At 69.1% G+C, this 25,676-nt stretch carries 23 protein-coding genes and 3 pseudogenes; 15 read left to right on the top strand and 11 right to left on the bottom strand.

The window, feature by feature from the left end; genetic code table 11:
* Positions 1-228 precede the first annotated feature (228 nt).
* Entirely contained in the window at positions 229-924 is a 696-nt protein-coding gene (locus tag ACZ3TS_RS14495) for a L,D-transpeptidase family protein (RefSeq protein ID WP_467617434.1), read from the top strand.
* Positions 925-973: 49 nt separating this feature from the next.
* Here ACZ3TS_RS14495 and ACZ3TS_RS14500 read toward each other — a convergent pair whose 3' ends face one another.
* A complete protein-coding gene (locus ACZ3TS_RS14500; RefSeq protein WP_467617436.1) occupies positions 974-2,173 on the bottom strand; it encodes a Gfo/Idh/MocA family protein in 1,200 nt (399 codons plus the stop codon).
* Between the two features lie 233 nt (positions 2,174-2,406).
* Here ACZ3TS_RS14500 and ACZ3TS_RS14505 point away from each other — a divergent pair, with 233 nt between their 5' ends.
* Both ACZ3TS_RS14505 and ACZ3TS_RS14510 read left to right on the top strand, forming a co-directional pair.
* Complete coding sequence (locus ACZ3TS_RS14505; RefSeq protein ID WP_467617438.1) at positions 2,407-3,588, top strand: ROK family protein; 1,182 nt, start codon at positions 2,407-2,409, stop codon at positions 3,586-3,588.
* Positions 3,589-3,655: 67 nt separating this feature from the next.
* Positions 3,656-3,841 (top strand): hypothetical protein, encoded by a 186-nt coding sequence (locus ACZ3TS_RS14510; protein ID WP_467617440.1) that lies wholly within the window; start codon positions 3,656-3,658, stop codon positions 3,839-3,841.
* Between the two features lie 108 nt (positions 3,842-3,949).
* Here the strand turns inward: ACZ3TS_RS14510 and ACZ3TS_RS14515 are convergent, their stop codons facing one another.
* Complete coding sequence (locus ACZ3TS_RS14515; protein ID WP_467617443.1) at positions 3,950-5,356, bottom strand: S1 family peptidase; 1,407 nt, start codon at positions 5,354-5,356, stop codon at positions 3,950-3,952.
* 425 nt (positions 5,357-5,781) lie between these two features.
* Here ACZ3TS_RS14515 and ACZ3TS_RS14520 point away from each other — a divergent pair, with 425 nt between their 5' ends.
* The 4 genes from ACZ3TS_RS14520 to ACZ3TS_RS14535 all read left to right on the top strand — a co-directional run bounded on the left by ACZ3TS_RS14520 (position 5,782) and on the right by ACZ3TS_RS14535 (position 9,953).
* A complete protein-coding gene (locus tag ACZ3TS_RS14520) occupies positions 5,782-6,423 on the top strand; it encodes an HAD family acid phosphatase (RefSeq protein WP_467617445.1) in 642 nt (213 codons plus the stop codon).
* Positions 6,424-6,512: 89 nt separating this feature from the next.
* Positions 6,513-6,899: a PPOX class F420-dependent oxidoreductase gene (locus tag ACZ3TS_RS14525; RefSeq protein WP_467617447.1), complete on the top strand. Its 387-nt coding sequence runs from the start codon at positions 6,513-6,515 to the stop codon at positions 6,897-6,899.
* A gap of 333 nt (positions 6,900-7,232) precedes the next feature.
* Positions 7,233-8,570, top strand: a complete 1,338-nt coding sequence (locus ACZ3TS_RS14530) for a gluconate:H+ symporter (RefSeq protein WP_467617450.1) — start codon at positions 7,233-7,235, stop codon at positions 8,568-8,570.
* A gap of 54 nt (positions 8,571-8,624) precedes the next feature.
* Positions 8,625-9,953, top strand: a complete 1,329-nt coding sequence (locus ACZ3TS_RS14535; RefSeq protein ID WP_467617452.1) for an enolase C-terminal domain-like protein — start codon at positions 8,625-8,627, stop codon at positions 9,951-9,953.
* 331 nt (positions 9,954-10,284) lie between these two features.
* On the opposite strand, the gene ACZ3TS_RS14540 is transcribed toward ACZ3TS_RS14535, so the two are convergent.
* The 3 genes and pseudogenes from ACZ3TS_RS14540 to ACZ3TS_RS14550 all read right to left on the bottom strand — a co-directional run.
* On the bottom strand, positions 10,285-10,413 hold the full coding sequence (locus ACZ3TS_RS14540; protein ID WP_467617454.1) for a hypothetical protein: 129 nt from the start codon (positions 10,411-10,413) through the stop codon (positions 10,285-10,287).
* 14 nt (positions 10,414-10,427) lie between these two features.
* On the bottom strand, positions 10,428-10,895 hold the full coding sequence (locus ACZ3TS_RS14545; protein ID WP_467617456.1) for an SLATT domain-containing protein: 468 nt from the start codon (positions 10,893-10,895) through the stop codon (positions 10,428-10,430).
* Between the two features lie 155 nt (positions 10,896-11,050).
* Positions 11,051-11,437, bottom strand: a pseudogene (locus ACZ3TS_RS14550) (permease); the annotation flags it as partial.
* A 3-nt stretch (positions 11,438-11,440) separates the two neighbouring features.
* Here ACZ3TS_RS14550 and ACZ3TS_RS14555 point away from each other — a divergent pair.
* The 4 genes from ACZ3TS_RS14555 to ACZ3TS_RS14570 all read left to right on the top strand — a co-directional run bounded on the left by ACZ3TS_RS14555 (position 11,441) and on the right by ACZ3TS_RS14570 (position 16,248).
* Complete coding sequence (locus tag ACZ3TS_RS14555) at positions 11,441-11,866, top strand: tyrosine-type recombinase/integrase (protein ID WP_467617459.1); 426 nt, start codon at positions 11,441-11,443, stop codon at positions 11,864-11,866.
* A gap of 72 nt (positions 11,867-11,938) precedes the next feature.
* Positions 11,939-13,180 (top strand): tyrosine-type recombinase/integrase, encoded by a 1,242-nt coding sequence (locus ACZ3TS_RS14560; protein WP_467617739.1) that lies wholly within the window; start codon positions 11,939-11,941, stop codon positions 13,178-13,180.
* Positions 13,177-15,687, top strand: coding sequence for a tyrosine-type recombinase/integrase (locus tag ACZ3TS_RS14565; RefSeq protein WP_467617461.1), 2,511 nt, complete (start codon positions 13,177-13,179; stop codon positions 15,685-15,687). Before ACZ3TS_RS14560 ends, ACZ3TS_RS14565 begins: the two co-directional genes overlap by 4 nt.
* Before the next feature lie 9 nt (positions 15,688-15,696).
* On the top strand, positions 15,697-16,248 hold the full coding sequence (locus tag ACZ3TS_RS14570; protein ID WP_467617464.1) for a hypothetical protein: 552 nt from the start codon (positions 15,697-15,699) through the stop codon (positions 16,246-16,248).
* A gap of 438 nt (positions 16,249-16,686) precedes the next feature.
* On the opposite strand, the gene ACZ3TS_RS14575 is transcribed toward ACZ3TS_RS14570, so the two are convergent.
* Positions 16,687-17,316, bottom strand: coding sequence for a class I SAM-dependent methyltransferase (locus ACZ3TS_RS14575; RefSeq protein ID WP_467617467.1), 630 nt, complete (start codon positions 17,314-17,316; stop codon positions 16,687-16,689).
* Between the two features lie 262 nt (positions 17,317-17,578).
* Between ACZ3TS_RS14575 and ACZ3TS_RS14580 the strand changes: the two genes are divergently transcribed.
* The 3 genes and pseudogenes from ACZ3TS_RS14580 to ACZ3TS_RS14590 form a co-directional block, all read left to right on the top strand.
* A complete protein-coding gene (locus tag ACZ3TS_RS14580) occupies positions 17,579-17,944 on the top strand; it encodes a VOC family protein (protein ID WP_467617469.1) in 366 nt (121 codons plus the stop codon).
* A gap of 16 nt (positions 17,945-17,960) precedes the next feature.
* Entirely contained in the window at positions 17,961-18,230 is a 270-nt protein-coding gene (locus tag ACZ3TS_RS14585; RefSeq protein ID WP_467617742.1) for a DUF1905 domain-containing protein, read from the top strand.
* A gap of 40 nt (positions 18,231-18,270) precedes the next feature.
* A pseudogene (locus ACZ3TS_RS14590) lies at positions 18,271-18,618 on the top strand (transposase); the annotation flags it as partial.
* Between the two features lie 22 nt (positions 18,619-18,640).
* Here ACZ3TS_RS14590 and ACZ3TS_RS14595 read toward each other — a convergent pair.
* The 3 genes and pseudogenes from ACZ3TS_RS14595 to ACZ3TS_RS14605 all read right to left on the bottom strand — a co-directional run.
* On the bottom strand, positions 18,641-19,024 hold the full coding sequence (locus ACZ3TS_RS14595) for a hypothetical protein (RefSeq protein WP_467617471.1): 384 nt from the start codon (positions 19,022-19,024) through the stop codon (positions 18,641-18,643).
* Between the two features lie 437 nt (positions 19,025-19,461).
* A complete protein-coding gene (locus tag ACZ3TS_RS14600) occupies positions 19,462-20,304 on the bottom strand; it encodes a phosphotransferase (protein WP_467617473.1) in 843 nt (280 codons plus the stop codon).
* Positions 20,305-20,580: 276 nt separating this feature from the next.
* Positions 20,581-21,380: pseudogene (locus tag ACZ3TS_RS14605) on the bottom strand (permease); the annotation flags it as partial.
* Positions 21,381-21,568: 188 nt separating this feature from the next.
* Here ACZ3TS_RS14605 and ACZ3TS_RS14610 point away from each other — a divergent pair.
* The gene (locus tag ACZ3TS_RS14610; protein ID WP_467617476.1) at positions 21,569-22,237 is read left to right on the top strand and encodes a peptidoglycan-binding domain-containing protein; all 669 of its coding nucleotides are present in this window, start codon (positions 21,569-21,571) and stop codon (positions 22,235-22,237) included.
* Positions 22,238-22,372: 135 nt separating this feature from the next.
* On the opposite strand, the gene ACZ3TS_RS14615 is transcribed toward ACZ3TS_RS14610, so the two are convergent.
* Together ACZ3TS_RS14615 and ACZ3TS_RS14620 are read right to left on the bottom strand one after the other, a co-directional pair.
* Entirely contained in the window at positions 22,373-24,277 is a 1,905-nt protein-coding gene (locus ACZ3TS_RS14615) for a phosphatase PAP2 family protein (RefSeq protein ID WP_467617478.1), read from the bottom strand.
* Positions 24,278-24,487: 210 nt separating this feature from the next.
* Positions 24,488-25,387 (bottom strand): N-acetylglucosamine kinase, encoded by a 900-nt coding sequence (locus ACZ3TS_RS14620; protein WP_467617481.1) that lies wholly within the window; start codon positions 25,385-25,387, stop codon positions 24,488-24,490.
* Positions 25,388-25,676: the final 289 nt, after the last annotated feature.

The following is a 25,676-nucleotide window of genomic DNA, read 5'->3' on the forward strand; positions in this document are numbered from 1 at the left end:
CACCGTGGGACCCAGATCACAGAGCAACCGCTCGGCGCAGCGACCTCCGTCTCATCGCCTATGGCTGCAAGGTCTTTGGCGGACTCCCTCCCGGATGGAATGTCACCGTTTCGTCCCAGTGTGATCGTTGTTACAACCATGGCGGCACGCGGCCGGTCTATGTGGCAGGAGACTCGGTACGCAGGAAAGTGCCCCGCCCAGGGGCGCACGGAGGACGAAAGGGCCGGCATGGGGGACATACGCAAACGGGGAGTCGTCGCACTCGGGGTCACCGCGCTGGTGGCTCCGATCACGCTCGCTCTGGGCGCCACGCCCGCGGGTGCCGCGAGTTGCACGACGCAGACCGGCCCGTATCAGAAGCAGGTCGAGAAGTTCCTCGGCCGCCCGGTCGACGGCAAGCAGTCCGCCGCCGACTGCAAGGCGATCCAGGCCTTCCAGAACAAGCACGGCATCACCCCGGCCATCGGCTATGCCGGCCCCGTCACATGGGGCGTGATGGACCTGATGAACAAGCAGAAGGCCGTCGGAAAAAACCCCAACAAGGACGGGAAGTGCCCCGTCAACAAGGGCCGCATCGCGTGTGTCAACCTCACGCTCCAGCTCAGCTGGATCCAGGACGGCAACCGGCTCGTCTACGGTCCCGTCCCGGTGCGCACCGGCCGCAACGGCTACGAGACCCGCACCGGCCTGAAGAAGATCTACTGGCGGGACATCGACCATGTGTCGAGCGTGTACCACGTACCCATGCCGTACAGCCAGTTCTTCGACGGCGGCCAGGCCTTCCACTCCGTCGGCCTCAGCATGTGGAACCCGCCCGGCTCGCACGGCTGCGTCAACATGACCAAGACCGACGCCAAGAAGTACTGGTCGCTGCTCAAGGTCGGCGACGACGTGTTCGTCTACGGCCGCAAGCCTGGCACCTGAGGGATGCGCGGTCCGGCCGTCCTCCTGAACGGCCGGACCGCAAAGGGCCTCACGCGGGCGCGTCCCCGAAGTCCGGGATGTCCAGCCGGACGCCGCCCTTCAGCGCCGACTCGTGCGCGACGATCCCGGGCAGGGTGTAGCGGGCGGCGACCCAGGCGTTGACGGACGGAAGGGTCCTGGCGCCCACCGCCGTCACGAAGTCGTGCACCAGGAAGTGGTGGCTCCCCTCGTGCCCGTTGTGCAGGTGGTCGAACTCCCGCGGCAGCCGCGACCGGTCGTGCACCGGAGCCGAACCCGAGGTGAAGGCGGCCCGCAGCTCGGGCGCTATGTGCTGGAGCGACGGGTCGTCGGGGGACATGGTCGGCTTGGGCTCCAGCAGCTCGGAGATGTCCTTCACCCCGCTCTTGTCCTGCCACAGGGCCGCCGTGGCGAGCTGCTCCATGCTCGCCTCGGTGCCGAAGAACCGGAAGCGCGACTCACGAATGTGTGACGGGTAGCCGACCCGACGGAACTCGTTCGTACGGAACGAGCCGCCGCTCGCCACCTCGAACAGTGCGGTGGCGTTCGAGAAGTCGTTGCCGAACTGGCTGATCTCCTTGTCGAACACCCCGTCGCCGCGTTCGTCGCGCACCCCGATCGCCGACACGCTCACAGCGTGCGTCTGCCAGGCGCCGAGGACACCGCCCACCGAATGGGTCGGGTAGAGCAGCGGGGGATAACTGGCGGTCGCCTTCCAGTTCTCGCCGCCGCTGTACTGGTAGGCCTCGTAGAAGCCGAGGTCCATGTCGTGGACGTAGTCGCCCTCGGCGTAGAAGAGCCGCCCGAAGGCGCCCTCGGCGATCTGGTTGCGGGCATGCACGGTCGCCGGGTTGTACTGGCTCGTCTCACCCATCATGTACGTCAGCCCGGTCGCCTTGACCATGTCGATGATCGCCGCGATCTCCTCCGTGCTGATCGCCATCGGGACGGCGGAGTACACGTGCTTGCCGGCGTTCAGCCCCTGGACCACCAGGGGGCCGTGGGTCCAGCGCTGGGTGAAGATGGCGACCGCGTCGACCGCCTTCGACTCGAGCATGGCCTCGTACGAGGGGAAGGTGCCCGCCAGACCCTGGGCGGCGGCGAGCTGCTCGGCCCGTTCGGGGAGCAGGTCGGTGACGTACACATCGCCGACGCCGGGGTGGGCCTGGAACAGGGTGGCGAACTGGCCCGAGAACTGGCCGGCGCCGACGATGCCGAGCGAGAACGTCATGAAATACGTGTCCTTCACTGGGAGAGGATCAGACTGATCCGGCTGTTGGTCGGGCTGCTGGAGGCGACGGTCATCGGTGACTCCTCGGCTGCGGCTCGTCCCGTCACTTACTTTTGTTGTGAAAGAATCCCGACGTCAAGGTCCCTGCGCATTTCTTTTCATCCCATGGCCCCCGCCATAGAGTGCTCTTGTTGGTTCCATCGCGAAAGAAAACTTGGAGGAGTCCGAGGTCCATGACCGCACGTGCCGCCAGTTGGCTGCCGCTGAGTCCCGGCGAGCGGGCCGTGGCGATCGAGGTGCTCGTCCACGGGTCGCTCTCGCGCACCGAACTCGCACGGCGACTGAACCTCTCCGCCGGCAGCCTCACCCGGCTCACCAAGCCGCTGATCGAGTCGGGCCTGCTGATCGAGGTCTCCGACGGGAGCGTGCCGGCCGAGGGGCGGCAGGGACGCCCGTCGCAGCCGCTCGACGTCGTAGCCGAGTCCCGTACCTTCCTCGGGTTCAAGATCACCGATGAGATGGTCTACGGCGTCGTCACCACACTCAGGAGCGACATCGTCGCACGGCTCGACCGGCCGCTCACCAGCCGCGATCCGCACGAGGTCGCCGATCTCCTGGCCGAGATGACCGCCACGCTCGCCGCGGAGTTCCCCACGCTCGCGGGCATCGGCATCGGAGTGGGTGGCCTCGTCGAGGACCGCGCCGTGGTCGGGGAATCCCCCTTTCTTCTGTGGCGCGACGTCCCCCTGGCCGAACTCGTGGAGGGGCGCACGGGGCTGCCGGTGGTCGTCGAGAACGACGTCGCCGCCCTGGTCGAGGCCGAGACGTGGTTCGGAGCAGGCCGAGGTCTCGACCGCTTCGTCGTGCTCACCATCGGCGCGGGCATCGGCTACGGGCTCGTCCTGGGCGGCAGGCGGGTGCCCTACGCCGAGGAGAACCGAGGATTCGGGCGGCACTGGATCCTGAACCCCAACGGCCCGCTCACCCCCGACGGCGAACGCGGCAGCGCCGTCTCGCTGCTGACCATCCCCAGCATCCGTTACCAGATCAAGGCCGCCACCGGCCGCGACCTGACGTACGAGGAGATCCTCGGCCGGGCCGCAGCTGGCGAGTCCATGTGCTCCCGTGTCATCGACGAGGCCGCGCGGGCGCTGGGCACGCTGGTCGCCCAGATCGCCAACTTCGCGATGCCCCAGAAGATTCTGCTCGCCGGAGAGGGGGTGGGCCTGATCGACGTGGCGGGAAAGACAGTGGAGGCGACCCTTCGGGCGCACCGCCACCCGTTGGCCGCCCCGGTCGATCTGGAGACCAAGGTGTCCGACTTCCATGACTGGGCCCGTGGAGCGGCCGTACTGGCCATTCAGGTGCTGGTACTGGGTGCTGTGGAGGCTGATGTCATGTCCTGCGGGAAGTGATCAGCTTCACGGTCCGGAATGCCGGAAGGTGCCTGATTGCTCACACCGCCTTCACGCCGGGCCCCGTATGCTTCACGGCATGTCCACCACTCCTGAACCCGCAGCGGAACGCTCCGCCGACGAGGTGAACGAGGAGATCCGGGCCCTGTGGTTCCGGAGCGGCGGGATGCTGAGCATGGAGGAGCGGCGGGAGTACCAGCGGCTCGTCAAGGAATGGGCGGCGGCTTCCCCGCAGTCGACGAAAGCGGCGTGACGGCCCACCCGGTCGCGCCGTGAGGGCACTGTACCCGCCCACCACCGGCTCCGCGCATCCACGGCTGTGCTTCGTTCCCCTCGATTCCGGCTGCCCGGACCAAGAGCCTCAGCCCCAAGTGCCGGAGTAGGCCCGGCGGTAGGCGTTGCGCTCCTGTTCCGTGCGGATGTAGCGGGTGGCGACCAGGGCGACGAGGCTGCCCGCGATGACCAGCAGGCCCGGCCCGATGTTGCGCGGGTCGGTCAGCCGCGACACGAGGGTGTCGGAGGTGCCGGTGACACCGACCTGCTGGACCGCGCCCGGAGCCGCCGACCCGGGAGCCGCCGAGCCGGGCGCGATGGCCGCACCCTGGGAGGCCGAGGTGGACGGCGCGGGGGTGCCGGACGACTGGGCGGTCGCACCCGCCGATGCCTGCGACTGCCCCGTGAGCTGGACCCCGAGCGCCGACAGCGCCTTGATCACCGGCTGGAAGAACGTCGTACCGCCCGACTGGCAGTCCCCGCTGCCGCCCGACGTCACCCCGAGCGCGATGCCCTCGGAGAACAACGGTCCGCCGCTGTCGCCCGGTTCGGCGCACACCGTGGTCTGGATCAGGCCGGTGACCGTGCCCTCGGGGTAGTTCACCGTGGCGTTGAGCGCGGTGACCTCTCCGTCGCGCAGACCGCTGGTGCTGCCACTGCGGAAGACCTTCTGTCCGACGACCGGATCCCCGGACGCCGTGATGCGCACACCGCGACCGCCCCCGATGGCCACGACATTGTCGCCGGGGGTCTCCTGCCCGTTCTCGTACCGGATGAGTGAGAAGTCGCCGTCACCTGGGAACTCCGACGTCACCGTCCGGCCCAGCTGCGTCCGGCCCGTGTTGTCGGAGAACCAGAACGTGCCGCCGGGCCCGCAGTGCCCGGCGGTGAGAATGAACTCGGTCTGCCCGTTGGTGACGTTGAAGCCGGCCGAACAGCGGCCGCTGGTCGAGAAGACGGGCTGCGCGCCGTTCACCCTGGTCGTGAACCGGCCCTGGGTGCGTTCCATCCGTACGAAGTCGCCGATGCCGTCGGCGAGTTTCGTCATCCGGGACCAGTCGGAGGCGGAGACGGTGCTGTCGGCCTCCACCACCACCTCGTTGGTCCGGTAGTCGACGGCCCAGGCGGTACCCGCCACTCTGGGCGCCGAACGCAGGTTGGCCGTGGCCGACTTGAGCTGGTCCATGCTGTGGCGCACCATCCTGGCGCGGGCCCCGGCCGCCGTCACCCGGTCGGCCGCCGCCTTGTCGGTCACGGCGACGACGGGTTTCCCGTCGGAGGCGACCCAGCTGCCGGCGGTGCGCGAGGTGCCGAGCCGTGACACCAGTTCGGCACCCGTCCGGGAGGCGACCTTTGCCGACGTGCTCTCGGGAGCCTGCGCGCCGGACGGTTCGCTCGCCAGTGCCTGGGTGACCATCAGGCCTCCCAGCAGCAGACCGCCGACGGCCGCGATGCGCGTCCCCCGCCGGACGATCCGTCGTCGTGCATGCCTCATCCATGGCTCCCGAACCCCGAACGGCACGGCGTGACCACCGCGCGGCACCCTGGTCGTCGAGCGCCCTCTCTCCATACGTGCGCACGCGCCAGGGCGTTCACCAACCGGCGGTGGAAGTGACGCCGTTGGCGGAGCCGAGGACCGCCCCAGCAACGCGCCACTGCGCTCGTCGCCGAACCGGGAGTCCCCGTTGCCAGTGGCGCGTCCGGCCCAGCAGGGCGAGGATCTCGCCCACGTCGTCGTGTCCTCACGCCCCTTGGCAGGTGAACGGCCGCGGCCGTGTCTACTGGCGAGTAACTGTCTACCGGGGAGTAACTTTTCCGTGGTCTGTCGTCCATCCTTGGACGTGAACATGTCGGGAAGCGGTGACGGTCGAGGAACTGTCCCCGCTTTGAGGCGAGTTGGACGCGAGGGAAGGGACGGGCATGACAAGACGGGGTGTGGGGCGCCGGATCGGTGCGGTCTCCGCGGTCGTGGCGCTGGGCATGGGCGGCACGCTCACGGCAGCGCAGACCGCCTCCGCGGCTCCCGCCGAGACCACCGTGAGCGTGGCTGCGGCGCAGGCCACTTCAGTCGACTACGCCACCTGGCAGGCGGATGTGAAGGCGGTCATCGACCAGGCGCTGCCGTACGTCCAGCAGCGCACCGCGAACGCCGCAGGGCAGAAGCTCGCGATCGTCTTCGACATCGACAACACCACGCTGGAGACGTACTTCCACCCCTGGTACGAGCTGCCCACCCCGGCGGTGAAGCCGTCCCTGGAGCTGGCGAAGTACGCGAAGTCCCGCGGCGTCTCCGTCTTCTTCGTCACCGCGCGCCCCGGCATCATCGCCTCCGAGACAAAGTGGAACCTCAAGGCCGTGGGGTACCCGGTCGACGGACTGTACGTGCGTGACCTGCCGGATCTGTTCGACGAGGTCAGTGCGTACAAGACGGGCAAGCGTGCGGAGATCGAGGCGCAGGGCTACACGATCATCGCGAACGTCGGCAACAACGACTCCGACCTGGTCGGTGGCCACGCCGAGCGCACCTTCAAGCTGCCGGACTACGACGGCCAGTTGTCCTGACGGTCCCTTCCCTGTATCCGGGCGCCGGTATGGTCGTACGTCCGTACCGGCGCCCTGCGCATGACCGGCGGGTGCCTAGACTGCCGCCCATGGACGAGGTCTCGCTGGACCGCCTTGCGGCAGGCAAGTATGTGTTGATCACCAGCTACCGCAAGAACGGCACCGCGGTCGCCACGCCGGTGTGGGTGGTGCGGGACGGTGGCGCGCTCGGCGTCTGGACCGCCGCGGACTCGTGGAAGGTGAAGCGGATCCGGGCCTGCGCCGATGTCCTCGTCGGCCCCTGCGATGTGCGCGGAAACCTGACCGGCGACCAGGTCCCCGGCACCGCCGAGATCTGCGACGCTGCCACCACGTCCCGGTACCGTGAGCTCATCGCCCGCAAGTACGGCATCCTCGGCCGCCTCACTCTCCTCGGTAGCCGGCTGCGCCGGGGCGAGAAGGGCACGGTCGGCATCCGGGTGACGCCGACGTCGTGACCCCACTCCACCCCGGAGCCGCCCAGGCGTAGAAGGGGCCGGGCGTGCTTCGGGCCGTGTCGCCCACGGACGTTGTCCAGGACGACACCCGTCTCCCTATGTAGACGCCATGCGCATTCCGGAAACCCCCTGCGGATCGCCATCGCGCTGTCCGGCCTGGGCCTGGCCTTCTCGAATGTGGCGTGAGGCGGCCGGACGGTGAGTCGTATCCCGTCTGTGCACACCCATTGACCTCGGCAGTCCACAACCCTAGCCTCCATCCTCATACGTAGACGACGTCTTCATATGAGGACAGCGCATGGATGCGGCCACGGTTCAAAGGGGAACTGCCACATGCCACTTGTTGTCGTAGCGATCAGTGTGCTGAGCCTGCTCTTCCTGATGACGAAGCTGAGACTCAACGGCTTCGCCGCCCTGTTGCTCGTGGCCGTGGCGGTCGCGCTCGTCCGTGGCATCCCCCTGGAGAAGATCCCGGACGTCCTCTCCGAGGGCATCGGGGGGCAGATCGGCGACACCATGCTCACCATCGGTCTCGGCGCGATGGTCGGCCGGGTGATGGGGGACTCCGGTGCCGCGCAGCGGATCGCCGGCAGACTGCTCGAACTCTGCGGCCCGCGCTGGGTCCAGGTCGCCATGGTGCTGACGGCCATGCTGATCGGCGTCACCATGTTCTACGAGGTCGCGTTCGTCATCATCGTGCCCATCGCGTTCACACTGGTACGGGTCACGCGCACGAGCCTGCTGTGGGTGGGGCTCCCCATGTCGATCGCCCTGTCCACCATGCACAGCTTCCTTCCGCCGCACCCCGGCCCGACCGCGGTGGCCGCGACCTTCCACGCGTCGGTCGGTCTGACCCTCTTCTACGGCCTCTTCATCGCCGTCCCGGCCGGTGCGCTGATCGCCCTGGTCTGGCCGCGCCTTCCGTTCATCCGCAGGCTGGACCCCTCCATACCCACGGGCCTGGTCAGTGACCATGTCTTCACCGACGAGGAGATGCCGGGCATCGGCTGGTCGCTGTCGGTCGCCCTCCTCCCCGTGGTACTGATCGCCGGAGCCGCGGTGACCGACCTGGCCACCTCCGGATCGAGTCCCGTCCTGCACTTCGTCGCCTTCATCGGCTCCGCGCCGATCGCGCTGCTGCTGACCCTGCTCTTCGCGATCTGGGCGTTCGGCCCGCGCATCGGCCGAAGCCTGGAGGAGGTCAGCGCCTCGTGCCGGTCGGCCGCCCAGGCGATGGCGATGATCCTGCTCGTGATCGGCGCGGGCGGCGCGTTCAAGCAGGTCCTCGTGGACGGGGGGATCCCCGACTACATCAAGAACGCGACCGACGGCTGGTCCCTCTCGCCGATCGTCCTCGCCTGGCTCATCGCGGCCATCCTCCGTGTGGCCCTCGGCTTGGCGACCGTCGCCGTCGTCACCGCCTCGGGCGTGGCACTCCCGCTCCTCGCCGGCAGCGGGGTCCACCCGGAGATGATGGTGCTCGCCGTCTCCTGTGGATCGATCGCCTTCTCCCACGTCAACGACCCGGGCTTCTGGATGTTCAAGGAGTATTTCAACCTGTCCGTCATCGACGCGATCAAGGCGCGCACCAGCTACACGACGGTCCTCGCGCTCCTCGGCCTCGGCGGTGTCCTGGCCATGGAGTCGATCCTGGACGTCCTCACCGTGTAACGGCCGCAGCCCGGTTGCCCCCACCCTCCATCCGCCTTCCCGAGGAGTCCCGTCATGCAACCCGTCGTCACCTCCTTCCGCGTGTATCCGGTCGCCGGCCGGGACTCCATGGCGCTCAACCTCTCCGGTGCGCACGGCCCCTACTTCACCCGCAACGTCGTCGTCATCGAGGACTCCGAAGGACGTACGGGACTGGGTGAAGTCCCCGGCGGGGAAGGGATCACACGGACCCTGAGCGAGGCCGAGCCGCTCGTCGTCGGCGCGCGCGTGGGCGACTACAAGCGTGTCCTGCGCGAGATGGGGGACAGGTTCGCCGACCGGGACTCCGCCGGCCGGGGCGAGCAGACCTTCGACCTGCGCACCACCGTGCACGCGGTCACCGCCGTCGAATCGGCCCTCCTCGACCTCCTCGGGCAGCACCTGGAGGTTCCCGTGGCCGCCCTGCTGGGCGACGGAAAACAGCGCGACTCCGTCCGTGTCCTCGGCTACCTCTTCTACGTCGGCGCCCCCGACCGCACCGACCTGGACTACGTCCGCGAACCCGAGGCCTCCGTGGGCTGGTACCGGATCCGCCACGAGGAGGCGCTCACCCCGGGGGCGATCGTCCGGCAGGCCGAGGCCACCTACGACCAATACGGCTTCCGGGACTTCAAGCTCAAGGGCGGTGTCCTGCCGGGCGGCGAGGAGGTCGAGGCGGTTCGCGCGCTCAAGGAGCGCTTCCCCGAGGCCCGTATCACCCTTGATCCGAACGGCGCGTGGTCCCTGCGCGAGGCCGTCGAACTGTGCCGGCCCCTCGTCGGCACCCTCGCCTACGCCGAAGACCCGTGCGGAGCCGAGGGCGGCTACTCCGGCCGGGAGATCCTCGCGGAGTTCCGCCGGGCCACCGGGCTGCCCACGGCCACCAACATGATCGCGACCGACTGGCGCCAGCTCACCCACGCGCTGGCGCTCCAGTCCGTCTCCATCCCGCTCGCCGACCCGCACTTCTGGACCATGCAGGGTTCGGTGAGAGTGGCCCAGCTGTGCAACGCGATGGGGCTGACGTGGGGATGCCACTCCAACAACCACTTCGACATCTCCCTCGCCATGATGGCCCACTGCGGAGCCGCCGCCCCCGGTGAGTACAACGCGCTGGACACACACTGGATCTGGCAGGAGGGGCTGGAGCGCCTCACCACCGAACCACCACAGATCACCGGCGGCGAGATCGCCGTGCCGGACACCCCCGGTCTCGGTGTCCGCCTCGACCGGGACCGGCTGCTCGCCGCCCACGACCTTTATCTCCGCGAGGCGCCGGCGGGCCGCGACGATGCGGTGGGCATGCGGTACCTCATCGAGGACTGGGCCTTCGACGCCAAGCGGCCCTGCCTGGTGCGGCCGTAGGCCGGTCCCCGCCTCTCACACCTGATGCCCAAATACCCGACGAGAAGGTGGCGTCGGCCCGGTCGGTGGCGGTCGAGATCGGGTCGATGCGCGGGGGTGCGGGGCCAGAGGTTGTCGATATATCGAACATAGTTCGGCAAGCCGATCAGAAGGTAGAGCGGAGGTGAGGGGGCGTCAATCGGTCCGTCTTTGCTGGCTGATATCTGTGGGGCGGGGGGCCAGCGTCCTGCGCGGCGACGAGGTGATCGCGGAGTTACGCGGCCGCAGCCGCAGTCTGCGCACGGGGCCCAGCCCGGCAGGGGAGTGAGGGAGCCCGGAGCCACGGGCGCGCTCATGCCGTTGTGGGCGCGCGGCCGTCGAGGAGCCCTTCGGTGCGGAGGTCGTCCCACAGCCGCTCCGGCACGGTGGCGTCGAACGCCTCGACGTTCCGCCGCACCTCCTCGGCCGACGAACGAAGCAAGGGCCGACGGCCGGTCAGGTTCCGGCGGTCGGAACAGGCGGTGGCGAGCCCTGTGCCTGTACCTCGGCCCACTCCCGGAGCTCGTTCTCGCCGACCTCCTCGATCGTCGTCTGCAGCGCCGCCCGCGCCGCCGCGTCGCGTGCGGCTTCGGGGAGCAGCAGATAACGGTCGACGGACCGGCGCAGGGTCTGGCCGGACTGCGAGGCCAGCACCCAGCGGGGAGCGGGGTTGAAGAGTTGGCGCATACCGGTGAAGAACACGGCGCTGCCGGCGATGAGCGCGGTCAGCCACGCCGGTGCGTGCAACCCGGCAGCGACGACCGTGGACGACGTGGCTGCGAGGGCCCCGATCTCCGTGACGTAGTGTTCCCGCCTGGCGCGGTCGCGTTGCCGACCGTAGAACGCCAAGTCCTGCCGGGCGAGGGCCAGGAGGGGGTCCGGCTGCGAGATCCAGCTCTCGTCGGAGCGTGCCCGTCGTCTCATCGCCCCATCATCGGGGTTCGGCCGTGCGCGGCGGAAGACAAGAGGTGATCTTCCGGCGGATCTTCGCCGGCGTCACGCCCTGGGGCGGCGGCCGCTGCGGCGCGGTGCGGGTTCGGCGCCGTTCAAAAGCGCGCGGCGGCGTTCCTCGGCGCCGGTCAGTGGCGATGACCTCCGTGCGCCCCGGCGTCCCCGGCGTGCTCGTCGTCAGGTGCGCCGCCCATCATTCGCAGCAGCGCGGGCCCGCCGGTGCGCAGGAAGCGTACGAGCAGGGCAGCGGCCAGCAGCAGGAACGCAATGTTGAGCCAGGTCGTGTAGTTCCAGGTGACGCCCTCTTCGGGGATCCTGGCGTCGGCCTGGTCGGGGATGAGTCCGAGACCGCCGAAGAGGAACTCGACCACATACCCGGCGACCACCATGGCCGCGTAGAAGGTGCCGAGGAGGAACAGGGCCGTGCGCGCCCCGTAGTACTTCCGGTAGATGTTCAGGATCGGCAGGATCAGCAGGTCGGCGTAGATGAAGGCGATCATCCCGCCGAAGCTGATCGCATGAGTGGTTATCCGCGTCCGCTGTCTGCAGCGTCGATCCGCAGGGGACTCGACGCGACGCTGCTGGCCTCAGGATTGGTGGACAGTGCGGGCGAACCCCTCATCTTCCAGCCCCATGACTTCCGACGGATCTTCATCACGGACTCCATCCTCAACGGCCTGCCACCCCACATCGCCCAGGTCATCGCTGGTCACGACCACATCGGAACGACGATGGGATACGTCGCCATCTACCCGACGGATGCCATCGAGGCACATCGAGCGTTCATCGCCCGACGTCGGGCCCTGCAGCCAGTCGAGGAGTACCGCACCGTCACCCCAGAGGAATGGGACGAGTTCCTCGGACATTTCGAGCGCCGCAAGCTCGCCTGGGCGACTGCGGCCGCGCATACGGAACCGACTGTGCTCATGAACACGCCCCGTTGACTGAACGAATCACGGAGATTCCGCAGTTCAGGGGGCAGAAGCTGTCTGCGGTCGCTACGGTCACCGGTCGTGATGAGCGATGTTCCCGGGCGGGATCTGGCGACGTTGGTGGTTCCTCGATGGGGTCGCCTGGTGGAGACCGGCGATCGGTACGAGCCCTATCGGCTCCTCGATCCCGACGGTGTGACCGTGGAGGCGGTCGCTGTCTACTTCCAGGAGCTACTGGCCGCGGGGAAAGCTCCGTCGACGGTCCGCTCCTATGGGATGGATCTGCTTCGGTGGTGGCGTTTCCTGCAGGCAGTGGGTATTCCCTGGGACCGCGCGACCCGCACGGAGGCCAGGGATTTCAGTCGCTGGATTCAGCTGGTGGTCAAGCCGAGGCGGGACAAGACGGCGGTTCGACGATCGGCCCAGGTCAGCGGCGCCCCGAACTCGGTGACTGGGAAGCCGTCGACCAGGCCTGGCTACGCGCCGACTACCGTCGCGCACAGCGAGACGGTGTTGCGGCGGTTCTACGACATCCACCGCGACGCGGGGTCCGGCCCACTGCTCAACCCGTTCCCACTGGATCTGTCCCGCCGCTCCAGCCGGGCGCACGCGCACCACAACCCGATGGACGGCTGGAAACCCGAGCGGGTGGGGCGCTACCGGCCCAGCCTTCCGCAGCGGATCCCGCGCTCGATTCCCGACGAATGGTTCAACGAGCTGTTCTCTGCGCTGCCCTCCAACCGCGACCGGGCCCTGGTCGCGTTCTGGATCTCCACCGGGGCACGGGCCTCGGAGCTGATCGGCATCCGCCAGCGCGACGTCGACCCCGGCCAGCAGTTGATCAGTGTGGTGCGAAAGGGCTCGCGGGCGGTGCAGCAGGTGCCGGCGTCGGCGGACGCGTTCGTGTGGCTGCGCCTCTATCAGCAGGAAGTGCACGGCGAGGTGCCACGCGGTCGTACACAGCCGGTGTGGTGGACACGGCGGCGCCCATTTCGGCCGCTGACCTATCACGGTGCACACCGGATGTTCGAGCGGGTCAATGCGTCACTCGATGCCGACTGGACCCTTCACGATCTGCGGCACAGCGCGGCCGCCCGCATGGTGCGCGACCCGAAGTTGACGTTGGCCGACGTGCAATGGGTACTCGGACATGCGCATTTGTCCGCGACGGAGGTGTATCTGACGCCGCGCAAGGACGAGGTGGTGGCCGGGGTGCTGGCCCATCACGCACGTCAGGCCCGCGAGCGCAGCCAGCCCGTGCCGCCGCCTCCGGCGCCGGGCTACAACCCGGCGTCGCTGGAGGTGTTGTTCGGGCGGTCGTCGTGACCGCTGTCGTCAAGCACGTGACGCACAGGCCGTTGAAGGTCTCGAATGCGACGGCGGAGCAGGCGCGGGCGAGGAACAGCCAGCTGCGGGCGCGTTTTCCGGCTCGGGCGGCCGAGCTGTGGTGGCCGCACACCGCACAGCCGCTGGAGGAGACGCTGCGGCGGCTGACCGCGCCGCCGTTCGACTCAGCGGTCAACGGCACCCGGGCCGGTCGTCGACGCGGGGCGACCAAGCTGCTGAGCTGGCTGGAGAGTCTTCCCGGGGATACCTGGCAGCAGCGGTGGACAGCCAGCGGCGCGGAGGATCTTCCCGGTGCTGCCTGGGTGGATCTTCCGCTGCGGTGGTTGTGCGAGCGCGGGCACTCGCCGTCGCATGACCGCGAAGACCTGTCCTCTGGGCTGCTCATGCTGATCTGCGGCGACGTCATCCGGCCTGGTCTGCCGTGGATGATCACCCGCACGCACCGGCATCTCGCCTCCGGCATGGCCCAGATCCGGGACCCCGACGGTTTCGCGCGCCTGCACCAACTGGCCGAGTCCGGGCCGGCGAGCTCGCGCAAGGACGCCCAGATCGCCGCGACACGCATCGCCACCCTGCTGGCCTGCAAGGGCGGACTGATCCGCGACATCACGGTCGGCGACTGCGTGGAACTGGTCGATGCCCAGCGGCGGGTGCATGCCCGCGGCGGGCAGAAGAAGGTCGACTTCTATCTGCGGCTGCGCGCCCTGGGCATCTTCCCCGAGGACGCCCCGGCAACGATCCGGGCATTCGGTCTTGCCCTGGGCCAGTTGAGCATCGAGGAGCTGGTGGACCGCTACCGGATCCAGTGCCAGCCGGTCCGCGATCTGATCGTGGACTACCTGCGTGAGCGGCAGCCGTCGCTGGACTTCGCCAGCCTGGACGCAGTCTCCCGCACGCTCGCGGGCCTGTTCTGGGCCCGGATCGAAGCCCTGGCGCCGGGGATCGACTCGCTGCGGCTGCCGTCGGCAGTGACCCGCGCCTGGAAGGAGGAGCTCAAGGTCAAAAAGCGCACCGTCACCGGTCCCGACGGGAAGAACATCGAGGTCTCCAGTCCGCGGCTCAATGCCAAGGACGAGCTCATGCGGGTGCGGGCCTTCTACCTCGACATTGCGCAGTGGGCGGCCGAGGAACCAGCCCGCTGGGGGCCATGGGCCGTCCCCTGTCCCATCAGCGACGATGAGATCCGCAAGGCGAAGGAGCGCAAACGGCGCAAGGCCCGCATGGACCAGCGCACGCGCGAGCGGCTGCCCGTCCTCCCCGTTCTGACCAGCGGCGCCGACCGTCGGCGACGCGCGGCCGCCGACCTGCTCCAAGCGGCGAAGAACACCGAGCCCGGAGCGCCGATCCCCGGCTCCGGCGGGGCACTGCGCAAGGCCGTCGCCCCAACGGCGGCGGGCCACCTCATCTGGGCCGAAGAGACATCCGGCGGGCGGCGGCGGAACCTGACCTACGAGGAAGAGGCGGCGTTTTGGGCCTTCGCCGCGATCGAGGTCCTCCGCTTGACCGGCATCCGCAACGAGGAACTCCTGGAGCTGACGCACCACAGCGTCACCCAGTACCGGCTCCCGTCCACCGGCGAAGTCGTACCGCTGCTGCAGATCGCCCCGTCCAAGACCGACACCGAACGACTCCTCCTGGTCAGCCCGGAACTCGCCGATGTCCTCAGCGCCATCATCAGCCGCCTGCGGGCCCCCAACGGAGCAATACCGCTGGTGGCCTCCTACGACGTCCGCGAGAAGGTCTGGAACCCACCGATGCCGCTGCTGTTCCAGCGCGACATCGGCTCCGAGCACCGCGCATTCACGCCGACCGCGATCCGAAAACTGCTGATCAACGCCCTGACCGCCACGGGCCTGACCAACACCGACGGTGAACCGCTCACGTTCTCGCCCCACGACTTCCGGGGAATCTTCGTCACCGACGCCATCATGAACGGCCTGCCACCGCATATCGCCCAGGTGATCTGCGGGCACAGGAGCATCGACACGACAATGGGGTACAAAGCGGTCTACCCCGCCGAGACGATCGAGGCCCACCGAGCGTTCATCACCCGACGCCGAGCCACCCGCCCCAGCGAAGAGTACCGAACCCCGACCGAGGAGGAGTGGGAGGCATTCCTCGCCCACTTCGAGAAACGGAAGGTGTCCATCGGCACCTGCGCACGCGCCTTCGGAACCCCGTGCGTCCATGAGCACGCTTGTGTCAGATGCTCACTCCTGCGACCGGACCCGACCCAACGGGCACGGCTGGCCGACATCCGCGACAACCTCATTGCCCGGATCGCCGAGGCCGAGCGGGAAGGCTGGCTGGGCGAGGTTGAGGGTCTGAAGGTCAGCCTTGCCGGCGCCCAGGACAAGCTGGCTCAGCTCGGCGCCGAAGCGGCCCGGCGATCGACGGCCGTCAGTCTCGGCATGCCGGCGTTCGGCCAGATCGCCGCCCTCACTGAAAACCCGACCCCGATCCCTGACCCAAAAGGCGGACCTTAGGCTGTGGCCATGCTGCTGATCTACGACGGGGAGACCACTGCCGACGCGCCCGCGCCGCGCACCGGCGGAGTCCCGCTCGTCCCGGGGGAATTCGTCTGGCCGAGGTGCCGCGAGTGCGGTGGGGCCATGCAGTTCCTCGCCCATCTACCCCTCGACATCGGCGTGGTCGCGGTGTTCTTCTGCCAGAACGATCCCGGGATGTGCGACGACTGGGACGCCACTGCCGGCGCCAACCGCGCCTACCTGTTCTCCGGTGAGCTCACCCTGGCCACTGTCCCGGCCGACGGCGAGACGCTCCTGGGCGCGGTGACCGCTCTGCGCCTCCATCCCGCTGACAATCCCACGGAGGAGCCGGTCCTCGGACGGCTGGGCGGCGAGCCTGACTGGATTCAGGGTGACGAGACTCCCGACTGTCCCTCGTGCACCACCCGCATGACGTTCACGGCCGAGCTGGAGGAGGGTTACGACTACGCCACCTCCGCGAACTTCGGCGGCGGGGGCCGCGGTTACCTCTTCCACTGCCAGCCCTGCAGCGAGGCCGCGTTCCTCTGGCAGCGCTGAACGCCGTCCCAAGAGCCATGCCTCGCGCGTAGTTCAGAGAAGCCTGTGTCCGTTGTCCCGTCCTCATCGTTCACGCGACGGAACGTCCGCGGCTCGTCGAGATCCGCGACAACCTCCTCGCACGCATCCTGGAAGCCGAACGAGAAGGTTGGCTCGGCGAACTCGAAGGACTGCAGAGCAGCTTTACCCACGCCGAGGAGAAGCTCGCCCAACTCGACGCGCAGGTCTCCCGGCAGCAGGAGTCCGTCGACCTGGGAATTCCCACCTTCCGGGAGATCGTTGCTCGCACCACTGCGGCGGCAACCCGCCGGGGCCTTCGTGACTGAACGGCTGTCACTCTGGCGTGCTCAGCGGACACCGCCACAGAACGCGGCGCTTCGGACGAGCTTCATCCACGCGATGATCTACACCACCCCGACCCCGGCCACGGGCCACGTTCTACGGGCGTCGGGCCAGCAAGTGGGTGTCGAGGAAGCCCCGCTCGGACGCTGGGTCGTGGAGCAACCGAGCCACGGTGACGAGTCCGGCCCCGGCCAGCAACTCGGCAAACTGCTCCGCCGGCCAGCTATAGGCAGGCGCCACCTTGTGGTCGAAGCGGACCGGCTCCGGTCCCTCGGTCCCGAAGAACGACACCAGGAGCAGACCCCCCGGTGCCAGGACACGCACCTGCTCAGCGAGCAGCGCGGGCAATTCTTCAGGCGGGGTATGGATCATCGAGTAGTGGGCCAGCACCCCGCCGAGCGCGCCGTCCTCGACCGGCAGGGCCTCCATTCGCGCTTCGTCGAACCGCAGCGCCGGATGGGCCCGCCGGGCGTGGGCGACCATAGCCGGGGAGAGGTCGAGCCCGAAGGCGTCCAACCCCAAGTCTTGCAGCATGGCCGTCAAATGGCCGGGTCCACACCCGACGTCGGCTGCCCGCAGGTTCCCCGTGCCACGCACGAGCTCGGCGAAGGTGCCGATCATGTTCCGCGCGAACGGCTGCGTCTCCAACCGATTAGCGAACATCGACGCATACAGCTCGACGACCCCGTCGTAGGCCGCCCTGGTCTCGTCCTGGTGTTCTGACACGGGAAGGAAGCTAACACCCGCGCGGGGCACGGAGCCCCGCCCCCCGTTCGCAGCCGTTCTCCGGCCCCATACCGGCTCCTTGCCCCTCGGGACTGATCGTCCCGTCATCTGGGACTTGTCCGGCCGATCATGTGACTAGTGCGGTATCAGGCAAGGTTCGCCCTGTTGACGAGCCCTGTCCGGTCGATCTTCGTGGTCAGCGATGAGTTTCGCCGCCTGCCTCCGTCTTACCACGTGAACACCAAGGAAGCGGAGGCATGGGATGAGCGAGACCACCCGCATCACACAGGTGGCCACGGTGGGGATTCACGTCACCGACCAGCAGAAAGCAACAGAGTTCTACGTCGGCGAGCTCGGCTTCGAAGTACGCCGGGACGTACCGTTCGGCAACGGGCGCTGGATCGAGGTGGCACCGCCTGGGGCGACGACGACTATCGCGCTCGTTCCCGAAGGGGTCCCGGCCGGCATCCGGCTTACGACCCGGGACGCCGACGCCGACCACGCGGACCTGCGCGCACGCGGCGTCGATGCGGATGCGGGGGTCCTGCGGATGGGACCCGCAGTGCCGGCGATGTTCGCTGTGCGTGACCCGGACGGCAACAGCCTCATTCTCGTCGAGAGCTCCTGAACAGGCGGTATCCATGATGGACAAGCAGTTCACCGCGATCCTGCAGAAAAGCCCGAACAAGGGCGGCTGGACCTACGTCGTGTGGCCCGAGTCGGCTGAGTTCTTCGGCACCCGCGGCCTGGTGAAGGTCCGAGGCACGATCGACGGTCATCCTTTCCGGAGTTCGTTCATGGCCCTGGGGGACGGCACGCACAAGCTGCCGGTGAAGGCGGAAGTGCGCAAGGCGATCGGCAAGGAGGAAGGGGACACCGTGACCGTCCGCCTGGAGGAGCGAGTGAACGCCTGACGTCAGGAACGATTGCCCTGCCGTGATGTGGCGCGCCAAGAAGTTCCTGGAGTTCTGCCGCTACTTGCGCAGCCTCTACCCGCCGCAGGTCCGCATCGCCATCGTGCTCGACAACTTCTCTCCGCACCTGACCACGAAGAAGGACACCCGGGTAGGAGACTGGGCCGCGGCGAACAACGTCGAGTTCGCGTGCACGCCGACCAACAGTTCGTGGCTCAACCGTATCGAGGCCCAGTTCACCGCGCTGCGCTACTTCGCGCTGGACGGCACCGATCACGCAAGCCACAAGGAACAGGGCAGCATGATCCGCCTCTACATCATCTGGCGGAACGAGCACGCCACCGACGAGCGCCTCCGCCAGGTCGTGGCCAGGGCGAACGTCGCCTGACCCAATGCTGCAGCAGCCAGCCTCACCAGAGGTGCAGGAAGCTCCGGACGTCGTCGAGGCCGTCGAGCGCCCGACCGTCCACGTCCGACGGATCCACCTCAGCACGCGCCGCCAACGATTGCGCCAGTGCGAGGGCCTCATCGCTGAGATGTCCGAACCGTCGAGCGGTATGTCCCAGGCACAGGCCGGCCAGCCCAAGCAGCGGGCTGCCGGACACAGCCCGCGTCCCGACCTGCATGCACCAGTGCTCAACGAACTCCTGATCGTCGTCGTTCAAGGCACTCCCGACCAAGACACTCGCTGCCTCGGACTCATACGCCCGGTCCCCGAGCGCCCGCTCCAACGTCTCGACTACCACGTCATGCGGCAGGGCAGGAGGGTTCTGGAAACGCAGATGTGAATGCATGCCGCGAGACTACGCACTCCACTGCGGCGCCCCCGCCCTGCGGCTCGACCGGGCGAACGTTGCCTGATGCGGCACTAGTTCGTGGACTGGTCGTTGACGTGGGCACGGGGCGAGAGAACGAGATGTTCTCTCAAGCTGGCCGAGTTAGTACTGCAACCGCACCTGTCGCGTCACCGCAGGTCGGGCGCAGTGCGGCGCTTTTCGGGCGGTGGCGATCCGACGGTGCACGGTGATAGTCGCCGCGCCGGGACCGATCGCGAACTGGCAGGTCAACGGCATCTTCATCCGATGGACTGTCAGCTCCGAAATGCCCAGACGCCTACGCTGACCTGCGCTGATTCCATGAGTGCGGTTGCAGTATTAGACCGCTGCACCGTGATGGGATGCCGCACACGGCGCAGCGGATCGGGACTGCCCAGCGGCCCCTTGGCTCAAGTTCAGCCCAGTCCGCAGCGATCGAGTGCAGCACGGACCTGGCTGAGGCCCTCCCCTCTCCAGTGGCCCCGGTCAGGCATTTGGTCGTCTCGGCGCCAGCGCCAGGCGGAGAACATCGCCCAGTTCAGGGCGCGGCACCGGTGGATCAGGTCGTGGTCAGCGCCCGCATAGTGCTGTCCCACTTCTTCGGGCGCATGGGCGAGGTCGAACTCGATCGGCCCACGGCAGCAGGTGGCGAGGTCTACAAAAAGCGGTCCTCTCCTCGTGTTCAGGAGGTTGCCCGGGTGAGGCTCGCCGTGCAACAGCTGGTCGCCGGCTTTGTCGATGCTGATCGCGGCGCTCAGTCCACTGAGTGTGTCGCTGAGGAGTTCCCGGTCAGAGTCGGGTAGCTCGGGGGACCGGCTCCGGTCGTTCACCTCGCTCAATGCCACGGCGACTCGATCGGTGAAGTGCGGTGTGGCCAGATTGATCTGGCGCAGGGCGGCATGGTGCTGCAGAAACACGTCCGCGTAGTCGGCCGGGGAGATCGGTGATCCCACTGGCTCGTAGTAGGTCCAGAGCGAGATGGCGAAGGCATCACGCACATAGACTCTGGGCTCGACCCGAGGCTCGAGCTCAGCCACCGGAGCGTCGACGGCGGCGAGACGGCGAGCAACCTCAACTTCGAACTCGGAATCAGCCAGATGTCCCAACGGTGCGACCCGAGCCAGCACATCACAAGGGACCAGGCGCAGCGCGACGCGGTCCGAGTTGTGGATGACGATCGCATCGTCGACCTGAAGGCCCAGCTCCGAAGCGAGCGCCCGTCCTGCCTCAACGGCGCGGCGGAGTTCTAATGGCTCCATACCGTTCTCCCTCAATGCTGAGTACACATACACGCCTGGGAACAGCGGCGGTGCCCCCGATGTCTTCGGGAACATCATTCGGCGGCCAACCCCGGGCCCGGCAATAAGCATCGCAAAGCAGGACCTGCACAAGCCCTAGCAGTCCCGCGCGGTCGTCACCCGCTACGACAAACGCGGTTACGCCTACCTCGGCACCACCACAGCGGCAGCCCCGGTCATCTGGCTCTGGCCATGATCGGCCGGACAAGTCCTAACCACGGGACGCCCCGGTAGTTCGGAGAAGCCGCCCTTCCACAGCACCACCGCCAGTGGCACGTTGCCGATCGAGCACACGAAGGTCGCGATCGCCACGAGCGGTCCGACCAGCGGTCCGGCCAGCTTGGCCGCGAGCGGGTGGCCGGCCAGGAAGAACGTGCGCCAGAAGTCCTCCGGCACCCATCCGGCGATCGCACCCGCGATCAGCAGACCGGCCACCAGGTCGCGCAGGATCGCCGCCCACTCCATGACGAAGATGTGCGACACGGACGTGAAGCCCTCGCGGGACAGCAGCCGGCGCAGGAAGCCGCCCTCGCCGCCCACCGACATGTCCATCGCCGCATGCCCTTCCATCGAGCCCGCCAGCCCCCGCCCGGCCTGCTCCCGGGCCCGGCGCAGCAGCCGCTCACGCAGCAGGACCCGGAAGAGCACCGCGAGCACGATGATCATCACCGGTCCGCCGACGAACTCGGCGAGCGTGAACTGCCAGCCCATCAACAGGGCCAGGATCACGCCAAGTTCGATCACAAGATTGGTCGAGGCGATCCCGAAGGCCATCGCCGCGGTGAAATCGGCACCCTTGCGGAAGAGGGAGCGCGCCAGCGCGACCGCGCGTACGAGCATGAGGACGAGGCCGCGCCCAGTCCGGGGGCCAGGGCGAGCGTACGCGGCCGGTCGTCACCGAGCAGCCGTACGACGGTCGACCGGCGCACCACCGCCCGCACCACGGCGGACAGGGTGAACCCGAGGATCAGCGCCCAGGCGATCTCCCAGGTCATCGACCCGGTGATGGACAGCGCGTGCCCGATCGCGTGCCACATGAGGTGCCCTTCCCCTTGGGGCCCGGTAGGGGAACGCTATACCCCTGCGGGGTATGAAGGGAGCCTTTCGGTGCGGTGCCGGGAGGGGATCGCGTGGCGACTGTGGGATCCCGGTGAACCGGGCGACGTGGGGCCACGTATCACTCCCCGGGGATGGCGGGAGACCGCGCGCACGGAAGGAGAGCAGTGTGTCGACACCGCCCGAGCAGGAGCAGCCGCTGCGGCGCCCGGTGCTGGAACCCACCTACGTCATGCGCCGCCGCACGGAGGCGCTGGCCGAACTGGTACGGGAGTTCCGGGAGTACGAGAGCCGCCCCCCGGAGCCCGTCCACGAACCGATCGTCGTCCATGTGGCGCCGACGACCGCCGAGGACGCGACGGAGCAACTGCCGCCCGTGCCGTCCGCCCACGCCCGTGGCCGGCGCGAACGGCTCGTGGACGACGGACTCACCCTGCGCCGCGCGGCGATGGTGGTCGGGGTGACCGCGGCGGCCCTCATAGGCTTCGGCTCCGCACTCGTCCTGCCGGGCTCCGGGGACGACGGCGCGTCGCGGCACCCGGCGGCGCCGCCGCCCCGCGCACCGGGTACCACCGCCCCCGCCCGGCAGCAGAGCACCGACCCGGACGGGCCCGGCACCCTGCGCGAGGGCGACAGCGGCCCGGAGGTGACCGCGTTGCAGAAACGCCTGTTGCGCATCCCCGACGTCTACGACAACGGCTCGACCGACGGCCGCTACGACGCCACGCTCACCGCCGCCGTCGCCCGCTTCCAGCTCTGGTACGGCATCCGCGGCGACGAGACGGGCGTGTACGGCAACGACACCCGCCGCGACCTCGAGTCCCGCACCGCGCTGTAGCGGGTGCGGCAGCGGGCACGGGTATGCGTACGGCGGCCGCTCACCCTGAGCCGTACGGTCTCGTGTCCGCGCAATCGGTACGGGCGTGTCGCGCATTCCCCTGGCGCGACACGCCCGTCACCGTACAGCGGGCGACTACCGATTCAGCAGCCGGACCGCCAGCCCCTCGGCCGTGTGGACCGGCACCGCCCGGTATGCCTCCGACGACACGGTGACGCGCCCGAACTGCCCCCGCAGCGACCGCGCCGAGATCACGGGAACAGTGGTCCCCGCCGCCGGGGGCCGGTCCTCGTCCAGCCGTAGCGTCAGGGCGCTGTCGCGATCGAGCACCACACGCCGCTCGACCGTCAGCGCCGCCTCGCGCCCCGCCCTCAGCGTGACGTCCAGAGTCGCCCCGGCCGCCTGCGTGTAGGAGCCGCACACCCTCACGGCGCCGGTCGTCCGCAGTGTTCCGCCCGTCACCCGTGCGTCACCGAGACCCAGCGCGGTCGGTGAGGCGGCGACCAGGGTGCCGTCCTCGACCTCGGTGCCGCCCGTGTACCCGTTCGCCCCGCTCAGGGTCAGCGTTCCCGTGCCCCGCTTGGTCAGACCACCGCAGCCGTCGATGTCGTTGCGCCAGCTGCCGTGTGCGCTGAGGCCCCCGTCGGCCGCGTTCAGCGTGACGCGCACGTCCGTCTCGAAGGAACCGTATCCGTCCGCCGCGGTGAACAGGTCGAGCCGTCCCCACTGCTCGAAGCCGTCCAGCAGGACGTATCCGGAGGGCAGCGCGGTCGTCCGCAGCACCTCGCGCCGCTGCTCCGCGTCGAGGTACGGCAGCCGCGTCTCCAGCAGCACCTCCGCACCCTTGGGCACGTTCAGGTCCGTGCCGCGCCCGTGCCGGGTCAGCACGTACGTCAACCGAGGCCGGACCGCACGGGCGTTGGCTGCCCGGTCGGCATACGGGTCGGTGTCGGTGCCCGCCGAGTGCGCGTAGGCGTACAGCGTGTCGGCCGTCGTACCGGTCTGCGCCTGGAAGTAGGCGAGGGCCTGGGAGCGTGCCGCGGCCTTGAGACCGGCGTTCGCCGGGTCGGCGAGTGTGGCGGCGGCCAGGGCCGTGGCCATGATGCGGCCGCCGATGACGTCGACGGTGGAGTGCATGCCCGCCACGATCCGGGTGTGGCCGAGCTCGAAGGCGCGCGTCACCAGCTCCTGGAAGCGCTCGGGTACGGCGTACGCGTAGGCGAGGGCGGCCAGGTGGAAGGCGTTGGTGTGTCCGCTCGGGAAGCCGCCGTCGTCGGTCGGGGACGTGCTGCGCTGCCGCAGCAGCTGCGGGGCGACGACCACGTCGGACTCGTAGACCGGGTAGCCGAGCGCGTCGGTCCTCCCGGTGTCGACGACCTCGCTGTCCTCGTTCATGCGCCAGGGACGCGGGTACTGGAAGGCGTACTTGGCGGGGTTGCCCGAGGCGTAGGGGCCTCGCACGGTGTCGACCAGCTCGGCCACCTTGCCGAGCGCCGAGTCGTGCGAGCCCGCCCCGAGCGCCGAGCCCGCCGGGGCGCCGGCCGGTACGGCGTCGCTGATCGTGGTCGCGGGCGTGCCGTCCGGCGCGCCGGTGATCGAGGTCACCGCCTTGGCGCCCGCTGTGTACAGGTCGGCCAGCGGACCCAGACCCGCGATCATCGCGTAACTCTGGTGCTGGCGGTCGTGGACGAACGCCTCCTTCGACTGCGCGTCGGTGCGGGCGGAGGTGATGCGAGCGCAGTAGCGCATGTTGGCCCGCAGCACCTCGGGCATGAGCGGCATGCCTGTGTTCCAGGCGCCTCCCGTCTTCCACACCGTGCTCATCCCGCCGAGGACGCGGACCACCGCATTGGTCTCGGGCGTCAGGTTCGTGAGGACGTTGGACTTGTAGTCGTCGACGAACGCGGCGGGCGTCGTGGCCGCCTTCGCGTCGGCGGCGGCCAGCCAGGTGGTGAAAGTGGGCGCGGCCAGCAGACCCGCCGACGCGCCGAGGGATGCCCTGAGGAACGCCCGCCTGTTCACGGCGAGTTCTGACGGCATGCGCTTTCCTCTCCGGAGTTCTTCGGCCGTGCGGCCGGGGAGGGGAGAATGTGCGAGCGACTGTTCCGCGAGGCACCTGAGACGCGTCAGTCCCCTGTGCCGAGGGCCGAGGACGAGTCGTCCGTGTGAAGGTCTACGGCCGAGCCGTGTCCCGTCGGAGAGGGCCCGGCGACCGCGACGTGTTCTCGGGGTGAACGGGGACGTCCCGGCTCACAGGATCGAACGGGCCAGAACCACCGCTCCCTCGACGGGCGGCAACCGCAAGGGCCTTGGCCGTGCCTCGGGCAGCGCTGCGGCGAGCGAGGCGGCGAAGGCCTCGTACAGCGCGGGCTGGGCCAGCACCGTGCTCCCCGCGACCACGACATCGTCGACGGGAACTCCGCGTTCGGCGAGCCGCACGACGAGCGCGGCGAGCGACCGGCCGCCAGCGGCGATCACCTGGCGGGCGAGGAGCGAACCGGCCTCGGCGGCCGCGAACACGACCGGTGCGTGCCGCCCCCACTCCGCGGAGACGTCCGAGGCGCTCTCCAAGGCCGCGCCGAGCGCGGGCACTTCACTGACGCCGAACGAGGCGATCAGCCGCAGCGCCAGCTCGTCCGGGGCCACGCCGCGATCGTGCGCCGCCCACGCGGCCCGCGCCGCCTCACGGACGAGACCGGCCGATCCGCCCTCGTCGCCGAGCACCGCCCCCCAGCCACCGACCTGAACGGGGCTGCCGTCGCACAGCCGGCCCACGGCCACCGAGCCGGTCCCGGCGACCAGGCCGACGCCCTTGTCCAGCCCCGCCGCGGGCACCAGGAGTGCAGCGTCGCCCACCACCAACGCGGGGGCCTGGACGCGTTCATGCAGTGCGGTGCGTATCCCCTCGCACTGGCGCGGGGTCTCGCAGGCGTGCCCGCCCACGGCGACTGCCGAGGGGCGGGCGCCGTGCGGCAGGGCGTCATCGACCAGCGCGGTCAGCCACTCGGCGGCGGCCACCGGGTCGTGCGGCCGCCAGCCGTTGCTCGGACGGATGTGGTCGGCGACGGTTTCGCCTCCCGCGAGCGCGCGGAGATGCGTCTTGGTGCCGCCCACGTCGACACCGACAACGAGGGGCGTGGAGTCCTGCACGGATCCTCTTTCGGTCGTTGCGCTGTGCTGCGAACGGTGGGCGAACCGTGCCTGGTGAACAGGGGAGAAGGAAATCGGGAAGCCCCGGGACAGGCCTCTGGCGGAGCACGGCAGGCGAGTACCGTGAATTCGTTAGGAAATTAACTAACGAAGTAGAGTGCGTCAAGAGGCATCGCGAATCCGACCGCCGAGACGACCGCCCGGTCCGCCGAGCGGCCGGACCGGGTGACGCCAGGGCATCCCATCGCCGGCACCCCGCGGACACGATCGACCGGGGAATGCGGCCCGT

The organism is Streptomyces sp. NPDC022910, assembly GCF_055561075.1.

Coding starts and splice junctions, on each gene's coding strand:
- ACZ3TS_RS14495 (WP_467617434.1), top strand. CDS start 229: ATGGGGGACATACGCAAACGGGGAGTCGTCGCACTCGGGGTCACCGCG.
- ACZ3TS_RS14500 (WP_467617436.1), bottom strand. CDS start 2,173: ATGACGTTCTCGCTCGGCATCGTCGGCGCCGGCCAGTTCTCGGGCCAG.
- ACZ3TS_RS14505 (WP_467617438.1), top strand. CDS start 2,407: ATGACCGCACGTGCCGCCAGTTGGCTGCCGCTGAGTCCCGGCGAGCGG.
- ACZ3TS_RS14510 (WP_467617440.1), top strand. CDS start 3,656: ATGCTTCACGGCATGTCCACCACTCCTGAACCCGCAGCGGAACGCTCC.
- ACZ3TS_RS14515 (WP_467617443.1), bottom strand. CDS start 5,356: ATGAGGCATGCACGACGACGGATCGTCCGGCGGGGGACGCGCATCGCG.
- ACZ3TS_RS14520 (WP_467617445.1), top strand. CDS start 5,782: ATGACAAGACGGGGTGTGGGGCGCCGGATCGGTGCGGTCTCCGCGGTC.
- ACZ3TS_RS14525 (WP_467617447.1), top strand. CDS start 6,513: ATGGACGAGGTCTCGCTGGACCGCCTTGCGGCAGGCAAGTATGTGTTG.
- ACZ3TS_RS14530 (WP_467617450.1), top strand. CDS start 7,233: ATGCCACTTGTTGTCGTAGCGATCAGTGTGCTGAGCCTGCTCTTCCTG.
- ACZ3TS_RS14535 (WP_467617452.1), top strand. CDS start 8,625: ATGCAACCCGTCGTCACCTCCTTCCGCGTGTATCCGGTCGCCGGCCGG.
- ACZ3TS_RS14545 (WP_467617456.1), bottom strand. CDS start 10,895: ATGAGACGACGGGCACGCTCCGACGAGAGCTGGATCTCGCAGCCGGAC.
- ACZ3TS_RS14555 (WP_467617459.1), top strand. CDS start 11,441: ATGAGTGGTTATCCGCGTCCGCTGTCTGCAGCGTCGATCCGCAGGGGA.
- ACZ3TS_RS14560 (WP_467617739.1), top strand. CDS start 11,939: ATGAGCGATGTTCCCGGGCGGGATCTGGCGACGTTGGTGGTTCCTCGA.
- ACZ3TS_RS14570 (WP_467617464.1), top strand. CDS start 15,697: ATGCTGCTGATCTACGACGGGGAGACCACTGCCGACGCGCCCGCGCCG.
- ACZ3TS_RS14580 (WP_467617469.1), top strand. CDS start 17,579: ATGAGCGAGACCACCCGCATCACACAGGTGGCCACGGTGGGGATTCAC.
- ACZ3TS_RS14585 (WP_467617742.1), top strand. CDS start 17,961: ATGGACAAGCAGTTCACCGCGATCCTGCAGAAAAGCCCGAACAAGGGC.
- ACZ3TS_RS14595 (WP_467617471.1), bottom strand. CDS start 19,024: ATGCATTCACATCTGCGTTTCCAGAACCCTCCTGCCCTGCCGCATGAC.
- ACZ3TS_RS14600 (WP_467617473.1), bottom strand. CDS start 20,304: ATGGAGCCATTAGAACTCCGCCGCGCCGTTGAGGCAGGACGGGCGCTC.
- ACZ3TS_RS14615 (WP_467617478.1), bottom strand. CDS start 24,277: ATGCCGTCAGAACTCGCCGTGAACAGGCGGGCGTTCCTCAGGGCATCC.